The 17857-nt window shown below is 61.7% G+C and carries 18 protein-coding genes; 10 read left to right on the forward strand and 8 right to left on the reverse strand.

What is annotated here, in order from left to right; all coding sequences use genetic code 11:
* Positions 1 to 28: 28 nt before the first annotated feature.
* A complete protein-coding gene (locus EB233_RS18550; protein ID WP_064988558.1) occupies positions 29 to 742 on the forward strand; it encodes a purine-nucleoside phosphorylase in 714 nt (237 codons plus the stop codon).
* Here the strand turns inward: EB233_RS18550 and EB233_RS18555 are convergent.
* The gene (locus tag EB233_RS18555) at positions 739 to 1044 is read right to left on the reverse strand and encodes a ribbon-helix-helix domain-containing protein (RefSeq protein WP_027044642.1); all 306 of its coding nucleotides are present in this window, start codon (positions 1042 to 1044) and stop codon (positions 739 to 741) included. The genes EB233_RS18550 and EB233_RS18555 overlap by 4 nt on opposite strands.
* A gap of 235 nt (positions 1045 to 1279) precedes the next feature.
* On the opposite strand from EB233_RS18555, the gene EB233_RS18560 reads away from it, so the two are divergent.
* The 3 genes from EB233_RS18560 (at position 1280) to EB233_RS18570 (ending at position 3907) form a co-directional block, all read left to right on the forward strand.
* Positions 1280 to 1675 carry a VOC family protein gene (locus EB233_RS18560; protein WP_064988559.1) on the forward strand — a complete coding sequence of 132 codons (396 nt, stop codon included), beginning with the start codon at positions 1280 to 1282 and terminating at the stop codon, positions 1673 to 1675.
* Between the two features lie 78 nt (positions 1676 to 1753).
* Positions 1754 to 2284, forward strand: coding sequence for a Twin-arginine translocation pathway signal (locus EB233_RS18565; RefSeq protein WP_064988560.1), 531 nt, complete (start codon positions 1754 to 1756; stop codon positions 2282 to 2284).
* A gap of 51 nt (positions 2285 to 2335) precedes the next feature.
* Positions 2336 to 3907, forward strand: a complete 1572-nt coding sequence (locus tag EB233_RS18570; protein ID WP_064988561.1) for a GMC family oxidoreductase — start codon at positions 2336 to 2338, stop codon at positions 3905 to 3907.
* Positions 3908 to 4197: 290 nt separating this feature from the next.
* Here the strand turns inward: EB233_RS18570 and EB233_RS18575 are convergent, their stop codons facing one another.
* Together EB233_RS18575 and EB233_RS18580 are read right to left on the reverse strand one after the other, a co-directional pair.
* Positions 4198 to 4446 (reverse strand): hypothetical protein, encoded by a 249-nt coding sequence (locus EB233_RS18575; protein WP_064988562.1) that lies wholly within the window; start codon positions 4444 to 4446, stop codon positions 4198 to 4200.
* 249 nt (positions 4447 to 4695) lie between these two features.
* A complete protein-coding gene (locus EB233_RS18580; protein WP_064988563.1) occupies positions 4696 to 5094 on the reverse strand; it encodes a hypothetical protein in 399 nt (132 codons plus the stop codon).
* A gap of 343 nt (positions 5095 to 5437) precedes the next feature.
* Between EB233_RS18580 and urtA the strand changes: the two genes are divergently transcribed.
* The 6 genes from urtA (at position 5438) to EB233_RS18610 (ending at position 11639) form a co-directional block, all read left to right on the forward strand.
* Positions 5438 to 6718, forward strand: a complete 1281-nt coding sequence (gene urtA, locus EB233_RS18585) for an urea ABC transporter substrate-binding protein (protein ID WP_244277600.1) — start codon at positions 5438 to 5440, stop codon at positions 6716 to 6718.
* 108 nt (positions 6719 to 6826) lie between these two features.
* Positions 6827 to 8443, forward strand: a complete 1617-nt coding sequence (urtB, locus tag EB233_RS18590; protein ID WP_064988565.1) for an urea ABC transporter permease subunit UrtB — start codon at positions 6827 to 6829, stop codon at positions 8441 to 8443.
* Entirely contained in the window at positions 8440 to 9675 is a 1236-nt protein-coding gene (urtC, locus tag EB233_RS18595; RefSeq protein ID WP_064988566.1) for an urea ABC transporter permease subunit UrtC, read from the forward strand. Before urtB ends, urtC begins: the two co-directional genes overlap by 4 nt.
* Before the next feature lie 6 nt (positions 9676 to 9681).
* Positions 9682 to 10428: an urea ABC transporter ATP-binding protein UrtD gene (gene urtD / locus EB233_RS18600; RefSeq protein WP_027051966.1), complete on the forward strand. Its 747-nt coding sequence runs from the start codon at positions 9682 to 9684 to the stop codon at positions 10426 to 10428.
* Positions 10429 to 10497: 69 nt separating this feature from the next.
* Complete coding sequence (gene urtE / locus EB233_RS18605; RefSeq protein ID WP_027051965.1) at positions 10498 to 11193, forward strand: urea ABC transporter ATP-binding subunit UrtE; 696 nt, start codon at positions 10498 to 10500, stop codon at positions 11191 to 11193.
* Between the two features lie 269 nt (positions 11194 to 11462).
* Positions 11463 to 11639 (forward strand): hypothetical protein, encoded by a 177-nt coding sequence (locus tag EB233_RS18610; RefSeq protein WP_081293955.1) that lies wholly within the window; start codon positions 11463 to 11465, stop codon positions 11637 to 11639.
* A gap of 50 nt (positions 11640 to 11689) precedes the next feature.
* Here the strand turns inward: EB233_RS18610 and EB233_RS18615 are convergent, their stop codons facing one another.
* From EB233_RS18615 to uvrA, 5 genes are all read right to left on the reverse strand, one after another.
* The gene (locus tag EB233_RS18615) at positions 11690 to 12838 is read right to left on the reverse strand and encodes a GGDEF domain-containing protein (RefSeq protein ID WP_064988842.1); all 1149 of its coding nucleotides are present in this window, start codon (positions 12836 to 12838) and stop codon (positions 11690 to 11692) included.
* A gap of 171 nt (positions 12839 to 13009) precedes the next feature.
* Positions 13010 to 13816 (reverse strand): DUF72 domain-containing protein, encoded by an 807-nt coding sequence (locus EB233_RS18620; RefSeq protein WP_064988567.1) that lies wholly within the window; start codon positions 13814 to 13816, stop codon positions 13010 to 13012.
* Between the two features lie 28 nt (positions 13817 to 13844).
* Positions 13845 to 14309: a GNAT family N-acetyltransferase gene (locus EB233_RS18625; protein WP_064988568.1), complete on the reverse strand. Its 465-nt coding sequence runs from the start codon at positions 14307 to 14309 to the stop codon at positions 13845 to 13847.
* The gene (locus tag EB233_RS18630; protein ID WP_244277601.1) at positions 14309 to 14674 is read right to left on the reverse strand and encodes a DUF302 domain-containing protein; all 366 of its coding nucleotides are present in this window, start codon (positions 14672 to 14674) and stop codon (positions 14309 to 14311) included. Before EB233_RS18630 ends, EB233_RS18625 begins: the two co-directional genes overlap by 1 nt.
* A gap of 41 nt (positions 14675 to 14715) precedes the next feature.
* Complete coding sequence (uvrA, locus tag EB233_RS18635; RefSeq protein ID WP_064988570.1) at positions 14716 to 17637, reverse strand: excinuclease ABC subunit UvrA; 2922 nt, start codon at positions 17635 to 17637, stop codon at positions 14716 to 14718.
* Positions 17638 to 17857 lie beyond the last annotated feature (220 nt).

Below are 17857 nucleotides of genomic sequence, written 5' to 3' on the forward strand. Positions count from 1 at the left end.
AGGGGCAAGCGGGCTTGGGGGGGCAGCGGTGACGCCACACATAGAGGCAGGCAAGGGCGACTACGCCGAAACGGTGCTGTTGCCGGGTGATCCGCAGCGCGCCGAATGGATGGCGCAGACATTTCTCGAAGCGCCGCGCTGCGTCAATCGCCGGCGGGGCGCTCTCGGCTTCACCGGACTTTACCGCAGCCGGCCCATCAGCATTCAGTCGACGGGTATCGGTGTTTCATCGTTCCTGATCTATGCCCACGAATTGCTTGACTATTATGGCGCCAGAACATTGATCCGCACCGGTACCTGCGGTGGCCTGAGCCCCGAGCTAGGGTTGCGCAGCCTGGTGATTTCGCAATCGGCGCGGCCGGAAAACACCGAGAGCGGCCAGGTCTTCGGCCTATACGGTGCCGATACCGGCCCGGATCCGGCGCTGCTCGCTCGTGCCTTGGCCAAGGCAGCCGAACTCGGCGTCCAACACCATGCCGGCCTGACAGCCTGCACCGACATATTCTACCATCCTGAGGCTCGCGGCCGCTATGGCGAGGCAAAGGCGCTCGGTGCGCTGGCCGTGGACATGGAAACCAGCGCGCTCTACCGCATCTGCGCGCATTTCGGCGCCAGGGCCTTGTCGCTGCTGACGGTCGTCGACAATCTAATTACCGGCGAGCAGGCCGACTATTCCGAACGCCAGGCGCTTTTCACCGATATGAGCCGTCTGGCGCTCGAAATCGCCGTGGAAGCGCGCTAGGCCGCTTCCTGCTTCAACGCCATCCTCTCGTCCAGATCAGGCCGATGGCCGCGCAGATAGAGCGCGCAGGTGGTGCGCAGCATGGACGCGAAATTGGGAATCTCGCCGTTGATCTCGATGGCTTCGTCGTAAAGCTTCGAGATGAATTTGGGCGTTGTCAGGTTCTGGCTTTCAGCGATTTCGTCAAGCAAGGCCCAGAACGTCGCCTCGAGCTGGATGCTGGTCGAATGTCCATCGATGCGGATCGACCGGTTGATCTGGCGATAGCCTTCCGGATCCTGTGCGGCAAAGACTCTGCACATTGTTACCTCCCATTTTTGTTGGTCTTGGGCGTCGACGGGGCCATCGGCGCCTTTTGAACACTGCCTGCGATTTCATCTTCGACCGGACGCTCGACAACGGCAATCGGACTTTCGTCCTTAAGCGGGCCGACACCATCCGTTTCCCGGTCGCATGCGTGGTAATCGGCTGCCACCACTCTATCTTCAGAGGCGCGCATAATCACCTTCGAAAAGCACGAACGCTGCGGAGTCTGATTTGGCGAAGGCGATCCACACCATGATCCGGGTTCTCGACGAGGCCCGGTCCATCGATTTCTACACGAAAGCGTTCGGGCTGAAGGTCGCCCAACGACTGGATTTCGAGACCTTCACGCTGATCTACCTCAGCAATGCCGATACGCCTTTCGAAGTCGAACTGACCGTCAACAAGGGGCGGCAGGAGCCTTATGCGCTTGGCGATGGCTACGGCCACCTTGCGGTTTCGGTCGCAGATCTCGACAGCGAACACGATCGGCTTGGTGCGCTCGGCCTCAACCCGAAGAAGATCGTCGAGTTCAACCGCGATGGGTCGCTGATCGCCCGCTTTTTCTTCATCGAAGACCCCGACGGCTACAAGATCGAGGTCCTGCAGCGAGGGGGGCGCTTCCAATAGGGGACAACCGGCCGCGCGGATCGGCGCGGCGCCAGCAACGGCACCCGATAGGTGCGAACAGCAAGCAGGGAGGAAACCATGGTCACGATCTATGACGGGAAGCCTGGACTTTCACGTCGTGAACTTCTCAAACGCGGCAGTATCGGCGCACTGCTCGTCATCTCCGGCAGCGCCGTGATCAGCCCGGAACAGGCGTGGGGGCTGGAAACCTCGGCGCTGAAGCCCGAAACGATGGCGACGCTGATCCAGATGGCGCGCGACATCTATCCGCATGACCAGGTGCCGGACAAATATTACGCCATCGCCGTCAAAGGCCATGACGAGACAGCCGCCAAGGATCCTGCCCACAAGGAACTGATCGAGAAGGGTATCGCCGAACTCGACAAGAAGGCCGGCAAGGGTGGCTATCGCGGGCTTGGCTGGGAAGAGCAGCGTGTGGCGCTGCTCACCGAAATAGAGAAGACGCCTTTCTTCCAGGCGGTGCGCGGCGGCCTCGTCGTCAGCCTCTACAACCAGAAGGAGGTGTGGCCGATCTTTGGCTACGAGGGCGAGTCCTACTCGAAGGGTGGCTACATCGCGCGCGGTTTCAGCGACATCGAGTGGCTCTGAGCCCGATCGTTCCGATAACCGCTTTTTTGACCGATCTCATGGGAGGAAACCATGGCAGCTTCATTTGATCTGAAAAACGACGGAGTGGTCGTCATCATCGGCTCGGGCGCCGGCGGCGGCACGCTCGGCAATGAATTGGCGCAGAAGGGTATCGACGTCGTCATCCTCGAGGCGGGCGCCCGCCACGAATATGAGGACTTCATCAACGACGAGTGGGATTCGTTCGCCCAGCTCGCCTGGAAGGACAAGCGCACCACATCCGGCGACTGGCGGGTCGCCAAGGATTTCCCGAACCTGCCAGCCTGGATCGTCAAATCGGTAGGCGGCTCGACCACGCATTGGGCGGGCGCCTCGCTGCGTTTCCAGGAACATGAGTTCAAGACGGCGTCGACCTATGGCAAGCTGGAAGGCGCAAACCTTCTGGACTGGCCGATTACGCTCGCCGAAATGGAGCCCTATTACGCCAAGGCGGAAGCCAAGATGGGCGTCACAGGTACCAATGACTGGCCGCGGCTGCCCGGCAACAACAATTTCAAGGTGCTGAAGGCCGGCGCCGACAAGCTCGGCTACAAGGAATGCCATACCGGCAACATGGCGATCAACTCGGTCGAGCGCGACGACCGCAACTCATGCCAACAGACCGGCTTCTGCTTCCAGGGCTGCAAATGGGGCGCCAAATGGTCGACGCTTTACACCGAGATCCCAAAGGGCGAGGCGACAGGCCATCTCGAAGTTCGGCCTAATGCGATGGTGATCAAGATCAACCATGATGCCTCAGGCAAGGTGACCGGCGTCGTCTATGCCGACAAGGACGGGAAGCTGCAGGAGCAGAAGGCCCGTATCGTCGCCGTTGCCGGCAATTCGATCGAGAGCCCGCGACTGCTGCTGAACTCGCAATCGGCCAAATTCCCGCACGGGCTCGCCAATTCGTCGGGGCAGGTGGGCAAGAACTACATGCGCCACACCACCGGCTCGGTCTATGCCATCTTCGACAAGCCCGTGCATATGTACCGCGGCACCACCATGGCGGGCATCATCCGCGATGAGGCGCGGCATGACCCGTCGCGCGGCTTCGTCGGCGGATACGAGTTCGAGACGCTGTCGCTCGGCCTGCCGTTCATGGCGGCCTTCCTCAACCCAGGCGGCTGGGGACGCTCGTTCACCACCGCGCTCGACCATTACGACCACATGGCCGGCCTGTGGATCGTCGGCGAGGACATGCCGCGCGAGGAAAACCGCATCATGCTGCATGCCGATGAAAAGGACGAGCATGGCATGCCGATCGCCGACGTGCATTTCGACGACCACCCGAACGACACGGCGATGCGCAACCACGCCTACAAGCAGGCTTCCGCGCTTTACGATGCGGTAGGTGCTACCCGCACCTTTCCGACGCCACCCTATCCCTCGACCCACAATCTCGGCACCAACCGGATGAGCGAGAAAGCGGAGCACGGCGTCGTCAACAAGCATGGCCAGACGCACGACATCAAGAACCTGTTCGTATCGGACGGCAGCCAGTTCACCACGGGCGCCGCCGAAAACCCGACCTTGACCATCGTATCGCTTGCGATCCGCCAGGCCGACTACATCGCCGCGCAAATGTCGGCGAAGACGATCTAGCCTCCCGACTGCCTGCTGGCGCGGCGCCCGACCGGGTTCCGCGCCTTTTTTCATGTCTGCGGGTTATGTTGTCGGGCATCCTCGCATCCATCTCGAGCAGATGGTCATCAAATCGGTAGAGTCGACGCAGGACACCAAGGCCGAAAGCGACGGCGCTCGCGACATTGACCCTTGCCGATCCGCGCGCCATGGTTTGCACCTCGTCGTCGGGATCTAAATCGGGCAAGGGTTGGTCGGCACCGGAACCGAAGGCGGAGTACTCGGCGGAATGAAGCCCGGCCTTGACCGGGTTAGTATTGCGGGGGGCCTTTAAGCAGTGATCGAATGGGCATGCCGATCATGGCCAAGCCAATTGCGATGATCAGGAGCCAATACTGATAAGGCTGCTCGGCGCGGTCGAGGGTGAACGAGCCACCGCCGTGTTTCGGTAGGGTTGCCGAGCCATTCCAGAGCCAGAAGGCTATAAATCCGCCTCCGATCAGCATCTGCACGCCGAAGGCCACCTTGATGAATGGATGATATCGCTTGTCGGTAGCCATGATCCGTCGTCGAAAGGTGGCAAGCGCCATCAAAAGCTTGCGGACGTCAAATACATCGCCGGAATGGAATTAAGGAAACATGAAGTCCACAGCCCCCTGACCGGCTTCGAGATAGACGGTTCGCGTTTCGACAACGGCCAGTTGCTGATTTCCGGTCGCGGACTGGGCCGGCGAGCCGTTCAAGGATCTTCTGTTCGTGTGTTCGTGCAGCCGCACGGCGGCCCTGCAATGGAGGGCCTTGTTGACTGTTCAGCCCCTGGTGCAGGTCGAGGCGGTGAAGGCGCCGTCGGGCTGCTTCATGATGATGTCGAAGGAGGGTGGGCTCTGGCCGTCCAGCGTGGCCTGGGTCATCGACAGCGCGTTGCCGCCGGTGGTGTAGCCACCGAGCGGCCCCAGCCACGAGATCACGCCGTTGGCGTCCATCTGGTAGTTGTAGGCCTGTTGGACGGTGCCGAAGGTGGTGGGGCCGGTGTAGACATTGCCCTTGATGGTGATGTCGCCGAGGTTGATGAACATGCCAAGCAGGTAGACTTCGCAGTGATAGATGCCGTCTGGCATCTTGCCGTCGCTGAAGTCGGCCCGTGCGGCCCCGGTCGTTGCCGCCAGAAACACCATGCCGATAGAGATGCGTGAAATCAGGGATGCCATGATGTCGCTCGGTTGAGCCGCGAGCTTGCCCTATTTTTGCGCTGTGCGGCAACATTTGTCGTCCGCGACCCTCGCGTTAAGGTCAAAATCTAGGCAGTTGATGAAATTGGGCGAAAATTGGGCAGATGTCTTGTGTGCTGCGCAAAATTCCCTCAACCAATTTTTAACCGGCTCTCTTTCGCTAGTTTGACTTAGTGCAATAACCGGCTGATATCGCTTGCCTATTTAAAGTGTTTCAGAGGCTCTGCAGCGGTTGGCATGGGGGTTGCATTGCATTGTTGCGGTGCAATCAACCAGCTTGGGAGTCTTCCGTATGAGGGGTAATTTCTCGACAATAACAAAAATGTTTTCGGCAAGCGTCGTGGCCGCGGGTCTAATGATGTCGGCTCCCGCCAAGGCGGCCGAGGATACGATCAAGGTCGGCATTCTCCATTCGCTGTCGGGGACCATGGCGATTTCGGAGACGACGCTGAAGGACGCCATGCTGATGCTCATCGAGCAACAGAATGCCAAGGGCGGACTGCTCGGCAAGAAGCTCGAGGCTGTCGTCGTCGATCCGGCCTCCAATTGGCCGCTCTTCGCCGAAAAGGCACGCGAGCTGATCTCCAAGGACAAAGTCGCGGCGGTGTTCGGCTGCTGGACATCGGTGTCTCGCAAATCGGTGCTGCCGGTGTTTTCCGAGCTCGACAACATCCTGTTCTATCCCGTCCAATATGAGGGCGAGGAGAGCGAACGCAACGTGTTCTATACCGGTGCGGCTCCGAACCAGCAGGCCATCCCGGCTGTCGACTACCTGATGAGCAAGGATGGCGGCTCGGTGAAGCGTTGGGTGCTCGAAGGCACCGACTACGTCTATCCGCGCACCACCAACAAGATCCTCGAAGCCTATCTGAAGTCCAAGGGCGTCGCGGCCGAAGACATCATGACCAACTACACGCCGTTCGGCTTCTCCGATTGGCAGACCGAAGTCTCGGCGATCAAGAAGTTCGGCTCGGCTGGCAAGAAGACCGCCGTCGTCTCGACCGTCAACGGCGACGCCAACGTGCCGTTCTACAAGGAACTCGGCAACCAGGGCATCAAGGCCGAGGACATCCCGGTCATGGCCTTCTCGGTTGGCGAGGAAGAGCTTGCCGGTCTCGATACCAAGCCGCTGGTCGGCCATCTCGCCGCCTGGAACTATTTCGAGAGCGTCAACACGCCCGAGAACAAGAAGTTCATCGCCGACTGGCACAAGTTCATCAAGAACAACAAGCGCACCACCAACGACCCGATGGAAGCCCATTACATCGGCTTCAACATGTGGATAAAGGCGGTCGAGAAGGCCGGCACCACCGATCCGGACAAGGTCATCGACGCCATGATCGGCGTTTCGGTACCGAACCTGACCGGCGGTTACTCGACGATGATGCCGAACCACCACATCACCAAGCCGGTGCTGATCGGTGAAATCCAGGCGAATGGCCAGTTCCAAACGGTTTCGAAGACGCCGGGCCTGGTGATGGGCGACGAATGGTCCGACTACCTACCCGACTCCAAGGACCTCATTTCCGATTGGCGCGCGCCGCTCAGCTGCGGCAACTTCAACGTCAAAACCGGCAAGTGCGGCGGCAAGGGCACGAACTGATCCTCCCCGGGCTGGACCTTCGGGTCCCTGCCCAAGGCCGCGTGCGTCCGGACGGTTTCCTCCGCCGTCCGGACGCCGACTTCAACCTTCAAGGGTCACCAAAAACCGATGAAGATCTTCCATGCGATGGGCCTGACGCTGTTGTTCCTGATGACGACGCTGTCGTCTTCGGGCGCCGCGGAAGCCGATCTGCGTGCCATTATCGCCAAATTCGCGACAGTAACGGATTTCTCCGAGACCGGAGCTGTCGTTCAGGAGTTGACTGCGACAGGCGATCCAGCTGTCGAACGGCCGCTTGCTGCATTGGCGGACGGCAATCTTTACGCTCGCACGGCCGACTCGATGGTGTTTGTCGGCAAGGAAGGCGACGAAAACGTCCAGCTATTCGATCCGCTGAGCGGCGAGGCTGCGGGCGAGGCCTCCGAGGACGACATAAGCAAGATCAGCGTCAACAACACGTTGCGCCGTGCCATCCGCGATGCATTGGGCACGTTGACGCTTGGCTCCAAGGATCAGACTGTCCGCATCGCCGCCGCCGACACCATGTTCAAGACGCCGGACGCCGCCAATATCGGGCCGCTCGATGCAGCGATCGCCAGTGAGAGCGTGGCGAGCGTCAAGTCTTTGCTGGAGCAGGCGCGTGCCGCTTCCATACTGGTTTCAGACAACCCCGATGCAGACAAGCTTGCCGCAATCGCGCTGATCGGTGCGCGTGGCGACCGCAGCGCGGTTTCGCTGCTCACCTCCGTCGAGGCCAACGCCTCTGGGGCAGTCAAGGAAGCGGCCTCGGCCGCGATCGGCAACATCAATTCGACGCTGGCTCTCTGGGATGCGGGCCAGAACATCTGGTACGGCATTTCACTGGGCTCGGTGCTGCTGCTCGCCGCGATCGGGCTTGCCATCACCTTCGGCGTCATGGGCGTCATCAACATGGCGCATGGCGAGATGGTCATGCTTGGCGCCTATACGACGTTCGTCGTCCAGCAAGTGATCCGCACATCGTTTCCCGGCCTGTTCGACTGGTCGCTGGTCATTGCTCTGCCGCTTGCTTTCCTGGTCGCAGCACTTGTCGGCCTGGTCATCGAACGCGGCGTTATCCGCTTCCTCTATGGCCGGCCGCTGGAAACGCTGCTGGCGACATGGGGCGTCTCGCTGATCCTGCAGCAGGCTGTGCGCTCGATCTTTGGACCGACCAACCAGGAGGTCGGCAATCCGTCCTGGATGTCGGGTTCGTTCGATGTCGGACAACTGGCCATCACCTGGAACCGGCTCTGGATCCTGGTCTTCGCGCTTACCGTCTTCGGCGTGCTGCTCTACGTCATGAAGCGGACGCCCTGGGGCCTGCAGATGCGCGCCGTCACCGCCAACCGGCGCATGGCCGCCTCGATGGGCATCAGGACGCCGTGGGTCGACGCGCTGACCTTCGCGCTGGGCTCAGGTATTGCCGGCATTGCCGGTGTCGCGCTCAGCCAGATCGACAACGTCTCGCCCAATCTCGGCCGTGGCTACATCATCGACAGCTTCATGGTCGTGGTCTTCGGCGGTGTCGGCAATCTCTGGGGCACGCTGGTCGGCGCCTTTTCGCTTGGCATCGTCAACAAGGTCCTCGAGCCTTACGCCGGCGCCGTGCTCGGCAAGATTGTTGTTCTCGTGTTGATCATCCTGTTCATCCAGAAGCGTCCGCGCGGCCTGTTCGCGCTCAAGGGCAGGGCGGTGGAAGCATGATCACGGGACGCTTCTTCGCCGCCGGCGCCGACCGCCGCATCGCCATCACCATCTTCATCCTGCTGGCGGTGGCCATCGTCGTGCCCGTGCTCAACTTGGCTGTCGCGCCGACCAGCGCCTTCTACATCCCGTCCTATATCGTGGCGCTGACCGGCAAATATCTCTGCTATGCGCTGCTTGCGCTCGCGCTCGATCTTGTCTGGGGTTATTGCGGCATCCTCTCGCTCGGCCACGGCGCCTTCTTCGCGCTCGGCGGCTATGCGATGGGCATGTATCTGATGCGCCAGATCGGCTCGCGCGGCGTCTATGGCAACCCGATCCTGCCTGATTTCATGGTGTTCCTGAACTACAAGGAATTGCCATGGTTCTGGACCGGCTTCGACCATTTCTGGTTCGCCGCGATCATGGTGCTGGCGGTACCCGGCCTGCTGGCTTTCATCTTCGGCTGGTTCGCCTTCCGCAGCCGTGTCACCGGGGTCTATCTCTCGATCATCACCCAGGCGATGACCTACGCGTTGCTGCTCGCCTTCTTCCGCAATGACATGGGTTTCGGCGGCAACAACGGCCTGACCGATTTCAAGGATATTCTGGGCTTCAACGTGCAGGCCGACGCGACCCGCTCGGCATTGTTCGCGGCCAGCGCTGTGATGCTGGCATTCGCCGTGTTCGTCACCTGGGCGATCGCCGGCTCCAAATACGGCAAGCTCTTGATGGCGGTGCGCGATGCCGAGAGCCGCACGCGCTTCCTCGGCTGGCGGGCCGAGAACGTGAAGCTGTTCGCCTTCACCGTGTCGGCGGTCATGGCTGGCATCGCCGGCGCGCTCTACGTGCCGCAGGTCGGCATCATCAATCCCGGCGAATTCGAACCGTCCAATTCGATCGAGGTGGTGATCTGGGCGGCCGTCGGAGGCCGCGGCACCATTGTCGGGCCGATCATCGGCGCTCTGCTCGTCAATGCCGGCAAATCCTGGTTCACCGGCGTGCTGCCGGAATTGTGGCTGTTCGCGCTCGGCGGGCTGTTCGTCGCCGTCACTCTGCTCTTGCCGAAAGGCATCATCGGGATGTGGGATTCGTGGCGCGGCAATGCCAAGGCGCTGCGCGCGGCCTCCGTCGCTGAAGAAGCCGGCACCAAGGTTGGAGTGGCGGAGGCGACGTCGGAGCCCGCTCGCTCGCCGGCGAGAAATCCAGGCGAATGGTCCTGGTCGGCCCCTAAGCCGCAGGCGGCGGAGTAGGCGACCATGAGCAAATCGAACACCATCCTGTATCTCGACGGCGTCTCGGTCTCCTTCGACGGCTTTCGCGCGATCAACAGTCTGTCGCTGGTGCTCGACAAGGGCGAGATGCGCGCCATCATCGGCCCCAACGGCGCCGGCAAGACGACGATGATGGACATCGTCACCGGCAAGACACGGCCCGACGAGGGCGAAGTGTTCTTCGACGGCGAGATCGATCTGACCAGGCATGACGAGGCCGAGATCGCCATGATGGGCATCGGCCGCAAGTTCCAGAAGCCGACGGTCTTCGAAAGCCACACGATCGAAGAGAATCTGATGTTGGCGCTGAAGGGGCCGCGCTCGATCTTCCCGGCGCTGTTCCACCGCCGTTCGGTCGCCGAGGCCCGACAGATCGATGACATTCTCGGCATCATCCGGCTGGGCAGCAGGCGTTACGACCTGGCGGCAAATCTCAGCCACGGACAAAAACAGTGGCTCGAAATCGGCATGCTGCTCGCGCAAGACCCGAAATTGCTGCTGGTCGACGAGCCGGTGGCCGGCATGACCGATGCAGAGACCGAGGAGACAGCGCGGCTGCTCAAGGACATTGCGCGCGACCATTCGGTCATTGTCGTCGAGCACGACATGCATTTCGTGCGCGAACTCGGCGTCAAGGTCACGTGCCTGCATGAGGGCTCGGTGCTGTCGGAAGGCACGCTCGATTTCGTGTCGGCCGACGAGCGCGTCGTCGAAGTCTATCTGGGGAGATGAATATGGTCTGGCGGATTCAATTCCATCGCTTCGATCTGAACTTCCTCCGCTTCTGGAGAAGGCGCTGACATGCTCGAAGTTTCCAACGCCACGCTGCATTACGGCGCCGCCCAGGCGCTGCGCGGCGTTTCGCTGAAGGCGGGCGCCGGCAAGATCACTTGCGTGCTCGGCCGCAACGGCGTCGGCAAGACCAGTTTGATGAGATCGATCGTCGGCCACCACCGGCTGACGAGCGGAAGCGTTGCCTTCGAGGGGAAGGCGCTCGACCGGAGCGCGGCGTATGACCGCGCCCGGTCGGGCATCGCATTCGTACCGCAGGGCAGGGAGATCTTCCCCCTGCTCACGGTGCGCGAAAACCTGGAATCGGGCTTTGCGCCCCTGAAGCGCGCCGACCGTAACGTGCCGGCGCATGTCTTCGAGCTGTTTCCGGTGCTGAAGCAGATGCTTGGCCGCCGTGGCGGCGATCTTTCCGGCGGCCAGCAGCAGCAACTGGCGATCGGCCGGGCGCTGGTGATGCGGCCGAAGCTGCTGGTGCTGGACGAGCCCACCGAAGGCATCCAGCCGTCGATCATCAAGGACATCGGCCGCGCCATTCGTTATCTGCGCGACCAGGCTGGCATCGCCGTCCTGCTGGTCGAGCAGTATCTTGACTTCTGCCGCGAACTCGCCGACGAGGTCAACATCATGGACCGTGGCCAGATCGTCCATTCTGGGCCGGCGCAAGATTTAGACCGGGCTGATGTTCGTAGATTTTTGACGGTCTAGAATCGGTATCGGACGTCAGTCGAGGATCCGAAGTCCTTGGCAAGCCCAATATTTCTCCGATCGGGTCACCTGTGTCTCTGGCGCGCTCAACATCGCGTGCTAGTCTTTTCTTGGCTTTTGTGAGTCGGCCGCTTCCGTATCAGTCTGGTTATCGCAGATCGAGGGCGCGGCGACGGTCGGGCAAGTTCCACGCAAGCAAGGCTTCCTAGCTTCCCTCCTGCGATTTCTGTCGTTCAAACGCGTTTGGGCACACAGGCTAAGGGACAGCCATGGAACGTTATGTCGAGGATCACCAGAAGCGGCGGCTTACCGAGCGCGTCGACATCATCACAGCCATCAATATCTTGAGGTCGCAGGGCTGCGAATACGACGATCTGATCGAGGAGATCACCAAGGTCTTCTATGTCGATCTCGATACCTTCAATGAGATCGTCATGGCGGCATAGAGCCGATTTCGCCGGTCCAGCAATCGCAGGCCGGACATTGATGAGCGCGATCAGCCGGCGCGTCGGAATGGCGAGGCGGTGACGCGGTTGCGGCCGCCGCGCTTGGCGTCGTAGAGCGCCTTGTCGGCGGCGCTGAGCACCTTGTCGAAACTGAGCCCCTCTTTGCCGCCAAACGCAAATCCGGCACTGACCGTGCATGTCAGAGAGCCGGTTTCGGTTTCTATCAGGCGCGTGGCAAACGCGGTCCGGATACGTTCCGCTGCTTCCTCGACCGTCTCCGGCAGGGTGCGCTTCAACACCAGTGCGAATTCCTCGCCGCCCATGCGCGCGGCGACGTCGGTCTGGCGAAGATTGCCGGTGAGTTCGCTCGCAAACACTTTCAGCACCTCGTCGCCCGCCGCATGGCCGAATTCATCATTGATCGCTTTGAAGTTGTCGAGGTCGAAGACGACCACCGCCGTAAAGGCGCCGACCGGAAGATGGCCATGCATGTCGAACAGCGCGCGCCGGTTGAGCAGGCCGGTCAACGGATCGGTCAGGGCATTGCGGCGGTGGTGCCTCGCCAGACGCCCCTGGTTGAGCGCAAGCGAAAGCGCGCCGATACCCGTCATGCTGGCGATGACCACAATGAGGCTGAGTTCTTCCGCCCAGTTGCTTGGTGCGTGTCCGAGTGCCAGTTTGCCGTCCCATGCCAGCACCCCCGCGCACAGCATGAAGGAAATGGCGGTGGCCGAATAGAGCGCGGTGATGCCGATTGTCAGCGCGGGGGCCTCATTGCGGCCCCGCCAGTATTCGAATGCCGTCGCGAACAGGAGCAGGGCGGCGAACAGGTTCTCGAACATGAAGCCGAGGCCGTCATAGCCGAGGGCCATGGCCGGCAGCGCCACCACCAGCGAGGCGCAGCCCCACAGTGTCCGCGGTAACGGCGAGCCGCCGGTTCTGAACTGGTAGGCCGCACCCAGCATTGTCGAGAAACCGAGCAGCAACAGGGCAAGGGTGGCGATGCCGAGGAGGCGCCCGGGCATATCGATATAGGTGTCATAGATAAAGATATCGCCGACCACGAACACCAGGCTGATCGCCCAGGTCAGCAGGAACCGCTCCGAGCGGGCGGTCAGCCACATGCCGAACAATGTCAGGCTCAGGCAAGCCGCGGAGAAACCGACAGCCAGCAGAAGTGAAGTGTAGTCGAGCGACATGCCCCTCTTTCCCTGCCGGCGGCGGCTCCAACTCTGCGGCTTGGCGTCGTCGCATTCATGCAGCAAGGAAGTGTCGATAAGGTTACGATGGTGGAGAAGATGCAGAGAATAGGCGGTTTGCCATGCGCAAAACGCAGGGATGATACACTTGCGGGCATAGGGAAATGCTCGTCAGCCGGCTACCCGTTTCATCAGCGCCATCGCGCCGAACGGTGCGCGCACCTTGCCCTCGGTGATGAAGTAGACGAACACGTCGCGGGGCTGCACAGTCGCGTCGACGGCGGGATCGGCGCGCCGCAAATCGGCCGGCTGCTTGCCCTTCGCCCAGGTTTTTACCCGCGCCGCCCATTCATCGAGGCCCTTTGGCGTGTAGCAATCGGGATTGTCGTCGCTGCCGGTCTGCAGCCTTGCATAGACGAAATCGCCGGTGACATCGGCGATATCAGGGTATTTCGCGTGGTCGGCATAAACGATCGCCGCCTTGTACTTGCGGGCGAGCGCGGCGAATTCCGGCACGATGAAACTGTCGTTGCGGACTTCGAGTGCGTGGCGCAGCGCCACACCGTCCTGCTTTTCCGGCAGCAGTTTCAGAAAGGCTTCGAAATCGTCGGGATCGAATTTCTTGGTTGGCGCGAACTGCCACAGGATCGGCCCGAGTTTTTCACCGAGGGCGGCGACACCGGAGCCGAGAAAACGCATCATCGATTCACCGGCCTCGCCCAGCACGCGGCGGTTGGTGACGAAACGGTTGCCCTTCAGCGAATAGACGAAACCGTCCGGCGCCTCGTTGGCCCATTTGACGAAAGTCGGTTCCTTGAAGCTGGAATAATAGGTGCCATTGACCTCGATGCTCGGCACCTGCCTGCTGGCATATTGCAGTTGCTTGGCCTTCGACAGCTTGTCAGGGTAAAAGGATGTATCCCAGGGTTCGAAAGTCCAGCCGCCCATGCCGGCGCGGATTGTTCCTGATGCGGTCATTGTCGTCCTCCCAGATTTCTAAAAGCGATCAGGCCGCGCTGGCTTCGTTGACCGGCTTCGCTATGTCGACGAGCACCCAACCTGGCCGGTAATGATTGGGCCGGCGACCCGTTTCGCGATAGCCGTATGCGAGATAGAGCGCGATGTTCCGTTCCATTTTCGCGTTGGTGTAAAGCCGTATCTCTGGCAGGTTCCATAGGCGCGCCTGCTCATTCGCAAAGTCGAGCAGCCTGATGCCGAGTTTCCTGCCCTGGAAGGCCGGCGAAACGGCGACGCTGAAGATCATCGCGTGGTCCTCATGCCGTTCGAGGACAATCAGCCCCGCGAATTCTGAGCCATCCTCCAGCAGCCAGACCTCGCCGCGCGCGATGCGCGGGGCGTAGTCCTCGGTCACCGGAATCGGCGGCGCGTCGAGTATGGCATTATAGGGGGCATAGGCCGCTTCCGTCAGCGCGACGATCGCTGCGAGATCGTCGGAGCGGGCAAGTCTCATCATTGAGCCAGTCCCGCGGCGGCCGCGATCACCTTTTCCATGCCCGCAGCCATCGCCGCTACTGCAGCGCCGCTGGCGTCGCCCAAGCCGTGGCGTTCGGCGATCCAGTGTGGGTCGTTGTAGGACAGCCAGACCTTGCCTTGGTCATCCTCCCAGGCCAGCGCCTTCACCGGCAAATCGATGCCGGCAAGCTGACTGTCCTGCATCAGAGGCGTGCCACCTCGCGGGTTGCCGAAGATCAGCAATTCAGTGGGCCGCAACGATGCGCCGACATCGCGGGCGCCGGCTGCGTGATCGATGCGGGCAAAGACAACCAGCCCCGCGCGCTTGACCGCCTCAGCCAGGCGGTCGATGGTTTCGGTCACGCCAAATCGGCTCTGGACCGTGATGAGGCCATCTCCAGTCATCACTCCGCCGCTTCGCGCTTGCTCCCGGGGCGCCGCTCCAGCAGTTCCTTGAGGAACTGGCCGGTATAGCTGCGCTTTTCGCGCACGATCGCTTCCGGCGTGCCCTGGGCAACCAATTCGCCGCCGCCGTCGCCGCCTTCGGGGCCTAGGTCGAGCACCCAATCGGCGGTTTTGATCACCTCCAGATTGTGCTCGATGACCACCACCGTGTTGCCCTGGTCGACCAGTTCGTGCAGCACTTCCAACAGCTTGGCGACATCGTGGAAATGCAGGCCTGTGGTCGGCTCGTCGAGGATGTAGAGCGTCTTGCCGGTCGCCTTGCGCGACAGTTCCTTGGCGAGTTTGATGCGCTGCGCTTCGCCGCCGGACAGCGTCGTCGCCTGCTGGCCGATATGGATGTAGCCGAGGCCGACCTGCTTCAGCGTGTCGAGCTTGTCGCGCACGCCGGGCACGGCGGCGAAGAAGTCGACGCCTTCCTCGACGGTCATGTCGAGCACGTCGGCGATCGACTTGCCCTTGAACAGCACGTCCAGCGTCTCCCGGTTGTAGCGCTTGCCGTGGCAGACGTCGCAGGTGACGTAGACGTCGGGCAAAAAGTGCATCTCGATCTTGATGACGCCGTCGCCCTGGCAGGCTTCGCAGCGACCACCCTTGACATTGAAGGAGAAACGCCCCGGCTGATACCCGCGCGCCTTGGCTTCGGGCAGGCCGGCGAACCAGTCGCGGATCGGCGTGAAGGCGCCGGTATAGGTGGCGGGGTTCGACCGCGGCGTGCGGCCGATGGGCGACTGGTCGATGTCGATGACCTTGTCGAGGAATTCCAGGCCCTCGATGCGGTCATGCTCGGCCGGATGTTCGCGCGAACCCATGATGCGGCGCGAGGCTGCCTTGAACAGCGTCTCGATGAGGAAGGTCGACTTGCCGCCGCCCGACACGCCGGTGACGGCGGTGAAGGTGCCGAGCGGGATTTCGGCGGTGACGTTCTTCAGATTGTTGCCGCGCGCGCCGACGATCTTCAGGCGGCGGTTCTTTTTCGCCTCACGCCGAACACCGGGGGTCGCGACTTCGAGCGCGCCCGACAAGTACTTGCCAGTGATCGAATTGGGATTGGCCATCACCTGCTGCGGCGTGCCCTGGGCGATGATCTCACCGCCATGGATGCCGGCGGCCGGACCCATGTCGACGACATAGTCGGCATGCAGGATGGCGTCCTCGTCATGCTCGACGACGATCACCGTGTTGCCGATGTCGCGCAGGTGCTTGAGCGTATCGAGCAGACGGGTGTTGTCTCGCTGGTGAAGGCCGATCGACGGCTCGTCCAGCACGTAAAGCACGCCGGTGAGGCCGGAGCCGATCTGCGAGGCCAGCCGGATGCGCTGGCTCTCGCCGCCCGACAGCGTGCCGGAATTGCGCGACAGCGTCAGATAGTCGAGCCCGACATCGTTGAGGAAGCGCAGGCGCTCGCGGATTTCCTTGAGCACGCGCACCGCAATCTCGTTCTGCTTGTCGTTGAGCTGCGCCGGCAGGTCGGTGAACCATTTGTCGGCGTTGCGGATCGACTGCTCGGTGACCTCGCCAATGTGCTTGCCGGCGATCTTCACTGCCAGCGCCTCAGGTTTCAGCCGGTAGCCCTTGCAGACCGGGCAGGGCGTCGCCGACATGAAACGCTCGATCTCCTCGCGCATCCAGGCGGATTCGGTTTCCTTCCAGCGCCGTTCGAGATTGGGGATGACGCCTTCGAAGGTCTTGGTCGTCTTGTAGGAGCGCAGGCCGTCATCGTACTGGAAGGTGACTTCGCGCTCGCCAGTGCCGCGCAGGATCGCGTCCTGGGCCGCAGCTGAAAGGTCCTTGAACTTGTCGCCGAGCTTGAAATTGTAGGCCTTGCCCAATGCCTCGAGCGTCTGCACGTAATAGGGCGAGGTCGATTTCGCCCACGGGCTGACGGCGCCGTCGCGCAGCGACACGTTCTCGTCGGGCACGACGAGGTTGGGGTCGATTGCTCGCTGACTGCCGAGACCGTCGCAGGTCGGGCAGGCGCCGAACGGGTTGTTGAACGAGAACAGCCGCGGCTCGATCTCGGGAATGGTGAAGCCGGATACCGGGCAGGCGAATTTTTCCGAGAACAGGATGCGTTCATGCGTCTCGTTCTTCGACTTGTTGACCGAATCCTCGCCGGTCTGGCTGGCATCGAGCGGCTTGTCGGCGAACTCGGCCACCGCCAGCCCCTCGGCGAGCTTCAGCGCGGTTTCGATGGAGTCGGCAAGACGCGTCGCAAGATCGCCGCGCACGACGATGCGGTCGACGACGACGTCGATGTCGTGTTTGTACTTCTTGTCCAGCGCCGGAACGTCCGCGATCTCATAGAAGACGCCGTCGACCTTGACGCGCTGAAAACCCTTCTTCTGCAGTTCCAGCAGTTCCTTGCGGTACTCGCCCTTGCGGCCGCGCACGATCGGCGCCAGCAGGAACAAGCGCGTGCCTTCCTCCAGCGCCAGCACCCGGTCGACCATCTGGCTGACCGTCTGGCTCTCGATCGGCAGGCCGGTGGCCGGCGAATAGGGCACGCCGACACGGGCGAACAAAAGCCGCATATAGTCGTAGATCTCGGTGACGGTGCCGACCGTCGAGCGCGGGTTCTTCGACGTGGTCTTCTGCTCGATGGAGATGGCGGGCGACAGGCCGTCGATCTGGTCGACGTCGGGCTTCTGCATCATTTCGAGGAATTGCCTGGCATAGGCCGACAGGCTCTCGACATAGCGGCGCTGGCCTTCGGCATAGATGGTGTCGAAGGCAAGCGATGATTTGCCCGAACCGGACAGGCCGGTCATGACGATCAGGCTGTCACGCGGCAGGTCGAGATCGACGTTCTTCAGATTGTGTTCGCGCGCCCCGCGAATGGAAAGGAATTTATGGTCGGCCATCGCCGGTCGCCGCCTCAGATCTGGAATTCGTGGGATTGGCGGGATTTTCCCGGCCATCCCCTATGTAGGTGTTTTTGCCGCCACGTCGAGAGACGCCACAATTCCCGACAGAAGTCGTTTAACCGCCTTTCCCGTGAACGGGCAAGCGGAAAGAACAAAGGCCGAACACGCTCCTGACAAAGCTGTGCAAAAGCCGGCATGGCTGTTTCGGAAAACTGAC

Origin of the sequence: Mesorhizobium erdmanii (assembly GCF_013170725.1) — a bacterium.
GTDB lineage: Bacteria > Pseudomonadota > Alphaproteobacteria > Rhizobiales > Rhizobiaceae > Mesorhizobium > Mesorhizobium erdmanii.

Excerpts from the sequence above, each read along its gene's own strand:
- EB233_RS18555 (WP_027044642.1), bottom strand. The coding sequence starts at position 1,044 with ATGTGCAGAGTCTTTGCCGCACAGGATCCGGAAGGCTATCGCCAGATC.
- EB233_RS18565 (WP_064988560.1), top strand. The coding sequence starts at position 1,754 with ATGGTCACGATCTATGACGGGAAGCCTGGACTTTCACGTCGTGAACTT.
- EB233_RS18570 (WP_064988561.1), top strand. The coding sequence starts at position 2,336 with ATGGCAGCTTCATTTGATCTGAAAAACGACGGAGTGGTCGTCATCATC.
- EB233_RS18575 (WP_064988562.1), bottom strand. The coding sequence starts at position 4,446 with ATGGCTACCGACAAGCGATATCATCCATTCATCAAGGTGGCCTTCGGC.
- EB233_RS18580 (WP_064988563.1), bottom strand. The coding sequence starts at position 5,094 with ATGGCATCCCTGATTTCACGCATCTCTATCGGCATGGTGTTTCTGGCG.
- urtA (WP_244277600.1), top strand. The coding sequence starts at position 5,438 with ATGTTTTCGGCAAGCGTCGTGGCCGCGGGTCTAATGATGTCGGCTCCC.
- urtB (WP_064988565.1), top strand. The coding sequence starts at position 6,827 with ATGAAGATCTTCCATGCGATGGGCCTGACGCTGTTGTTCCTGATGACG.
- urtC (WP_064988566.1), top strand. The coding sequence starts at position 8,440 with ATGATCACGGGACGCTTCTTCGCCGCCGGCGCCGACCGCCGCATCGCC.
- urtD (WP_027051966.1), top strand. The coding sequence starts at position 9,682 with ATGAGCAAATCGAACACCATCCTGTATCTCGACGGCGTCTCGGTCTCC.
- urtE (WP_027051965.1), top strand. The coding sequence starts at position 10,498 with ATGCTCGAAGTTTCCAACGCCACGCTGCATTACGGCGCCGCCCAGGCG.
- EB233_RS18610 (WP_081293955.1), top strand. The coding sequence starts at position 11,463 with ATGGAACGTTATGTCGAGGATCACCAGAAGCGGCGGCTTACCGAGCGC.
- EB233_RS18615 (WP_064988842.1), bottom strand. The coding sequence starts at position 12,838 with ATGTCGCTCGACTACACTTCACTTCTGCTGGCTGTCGGTTTCTCCGCG.
- EB233_RS18620 (WP_064988567.1), bottom strand. The coding sequence starts at position 13,816 with ATGACCGCATCAGGAACAATCCGCGCCGGCATGGGCGGCTGGACTTTC.
- EB233_RS18625 (WP_064988568.1), bottom strand. The coding sequence starts at position 14,309 with ATGAGACTTGCCCGCTCCGACGATCTCGCAGCGATCGTCGCGCTGACG.
- uvrA (WP_064988570.1), bottom strand. The coding sequence starts at position 17,637 with ATGGCCGACCATAAATTCCTTTCCATTCGCGGGGCGCGCGAACACAAT.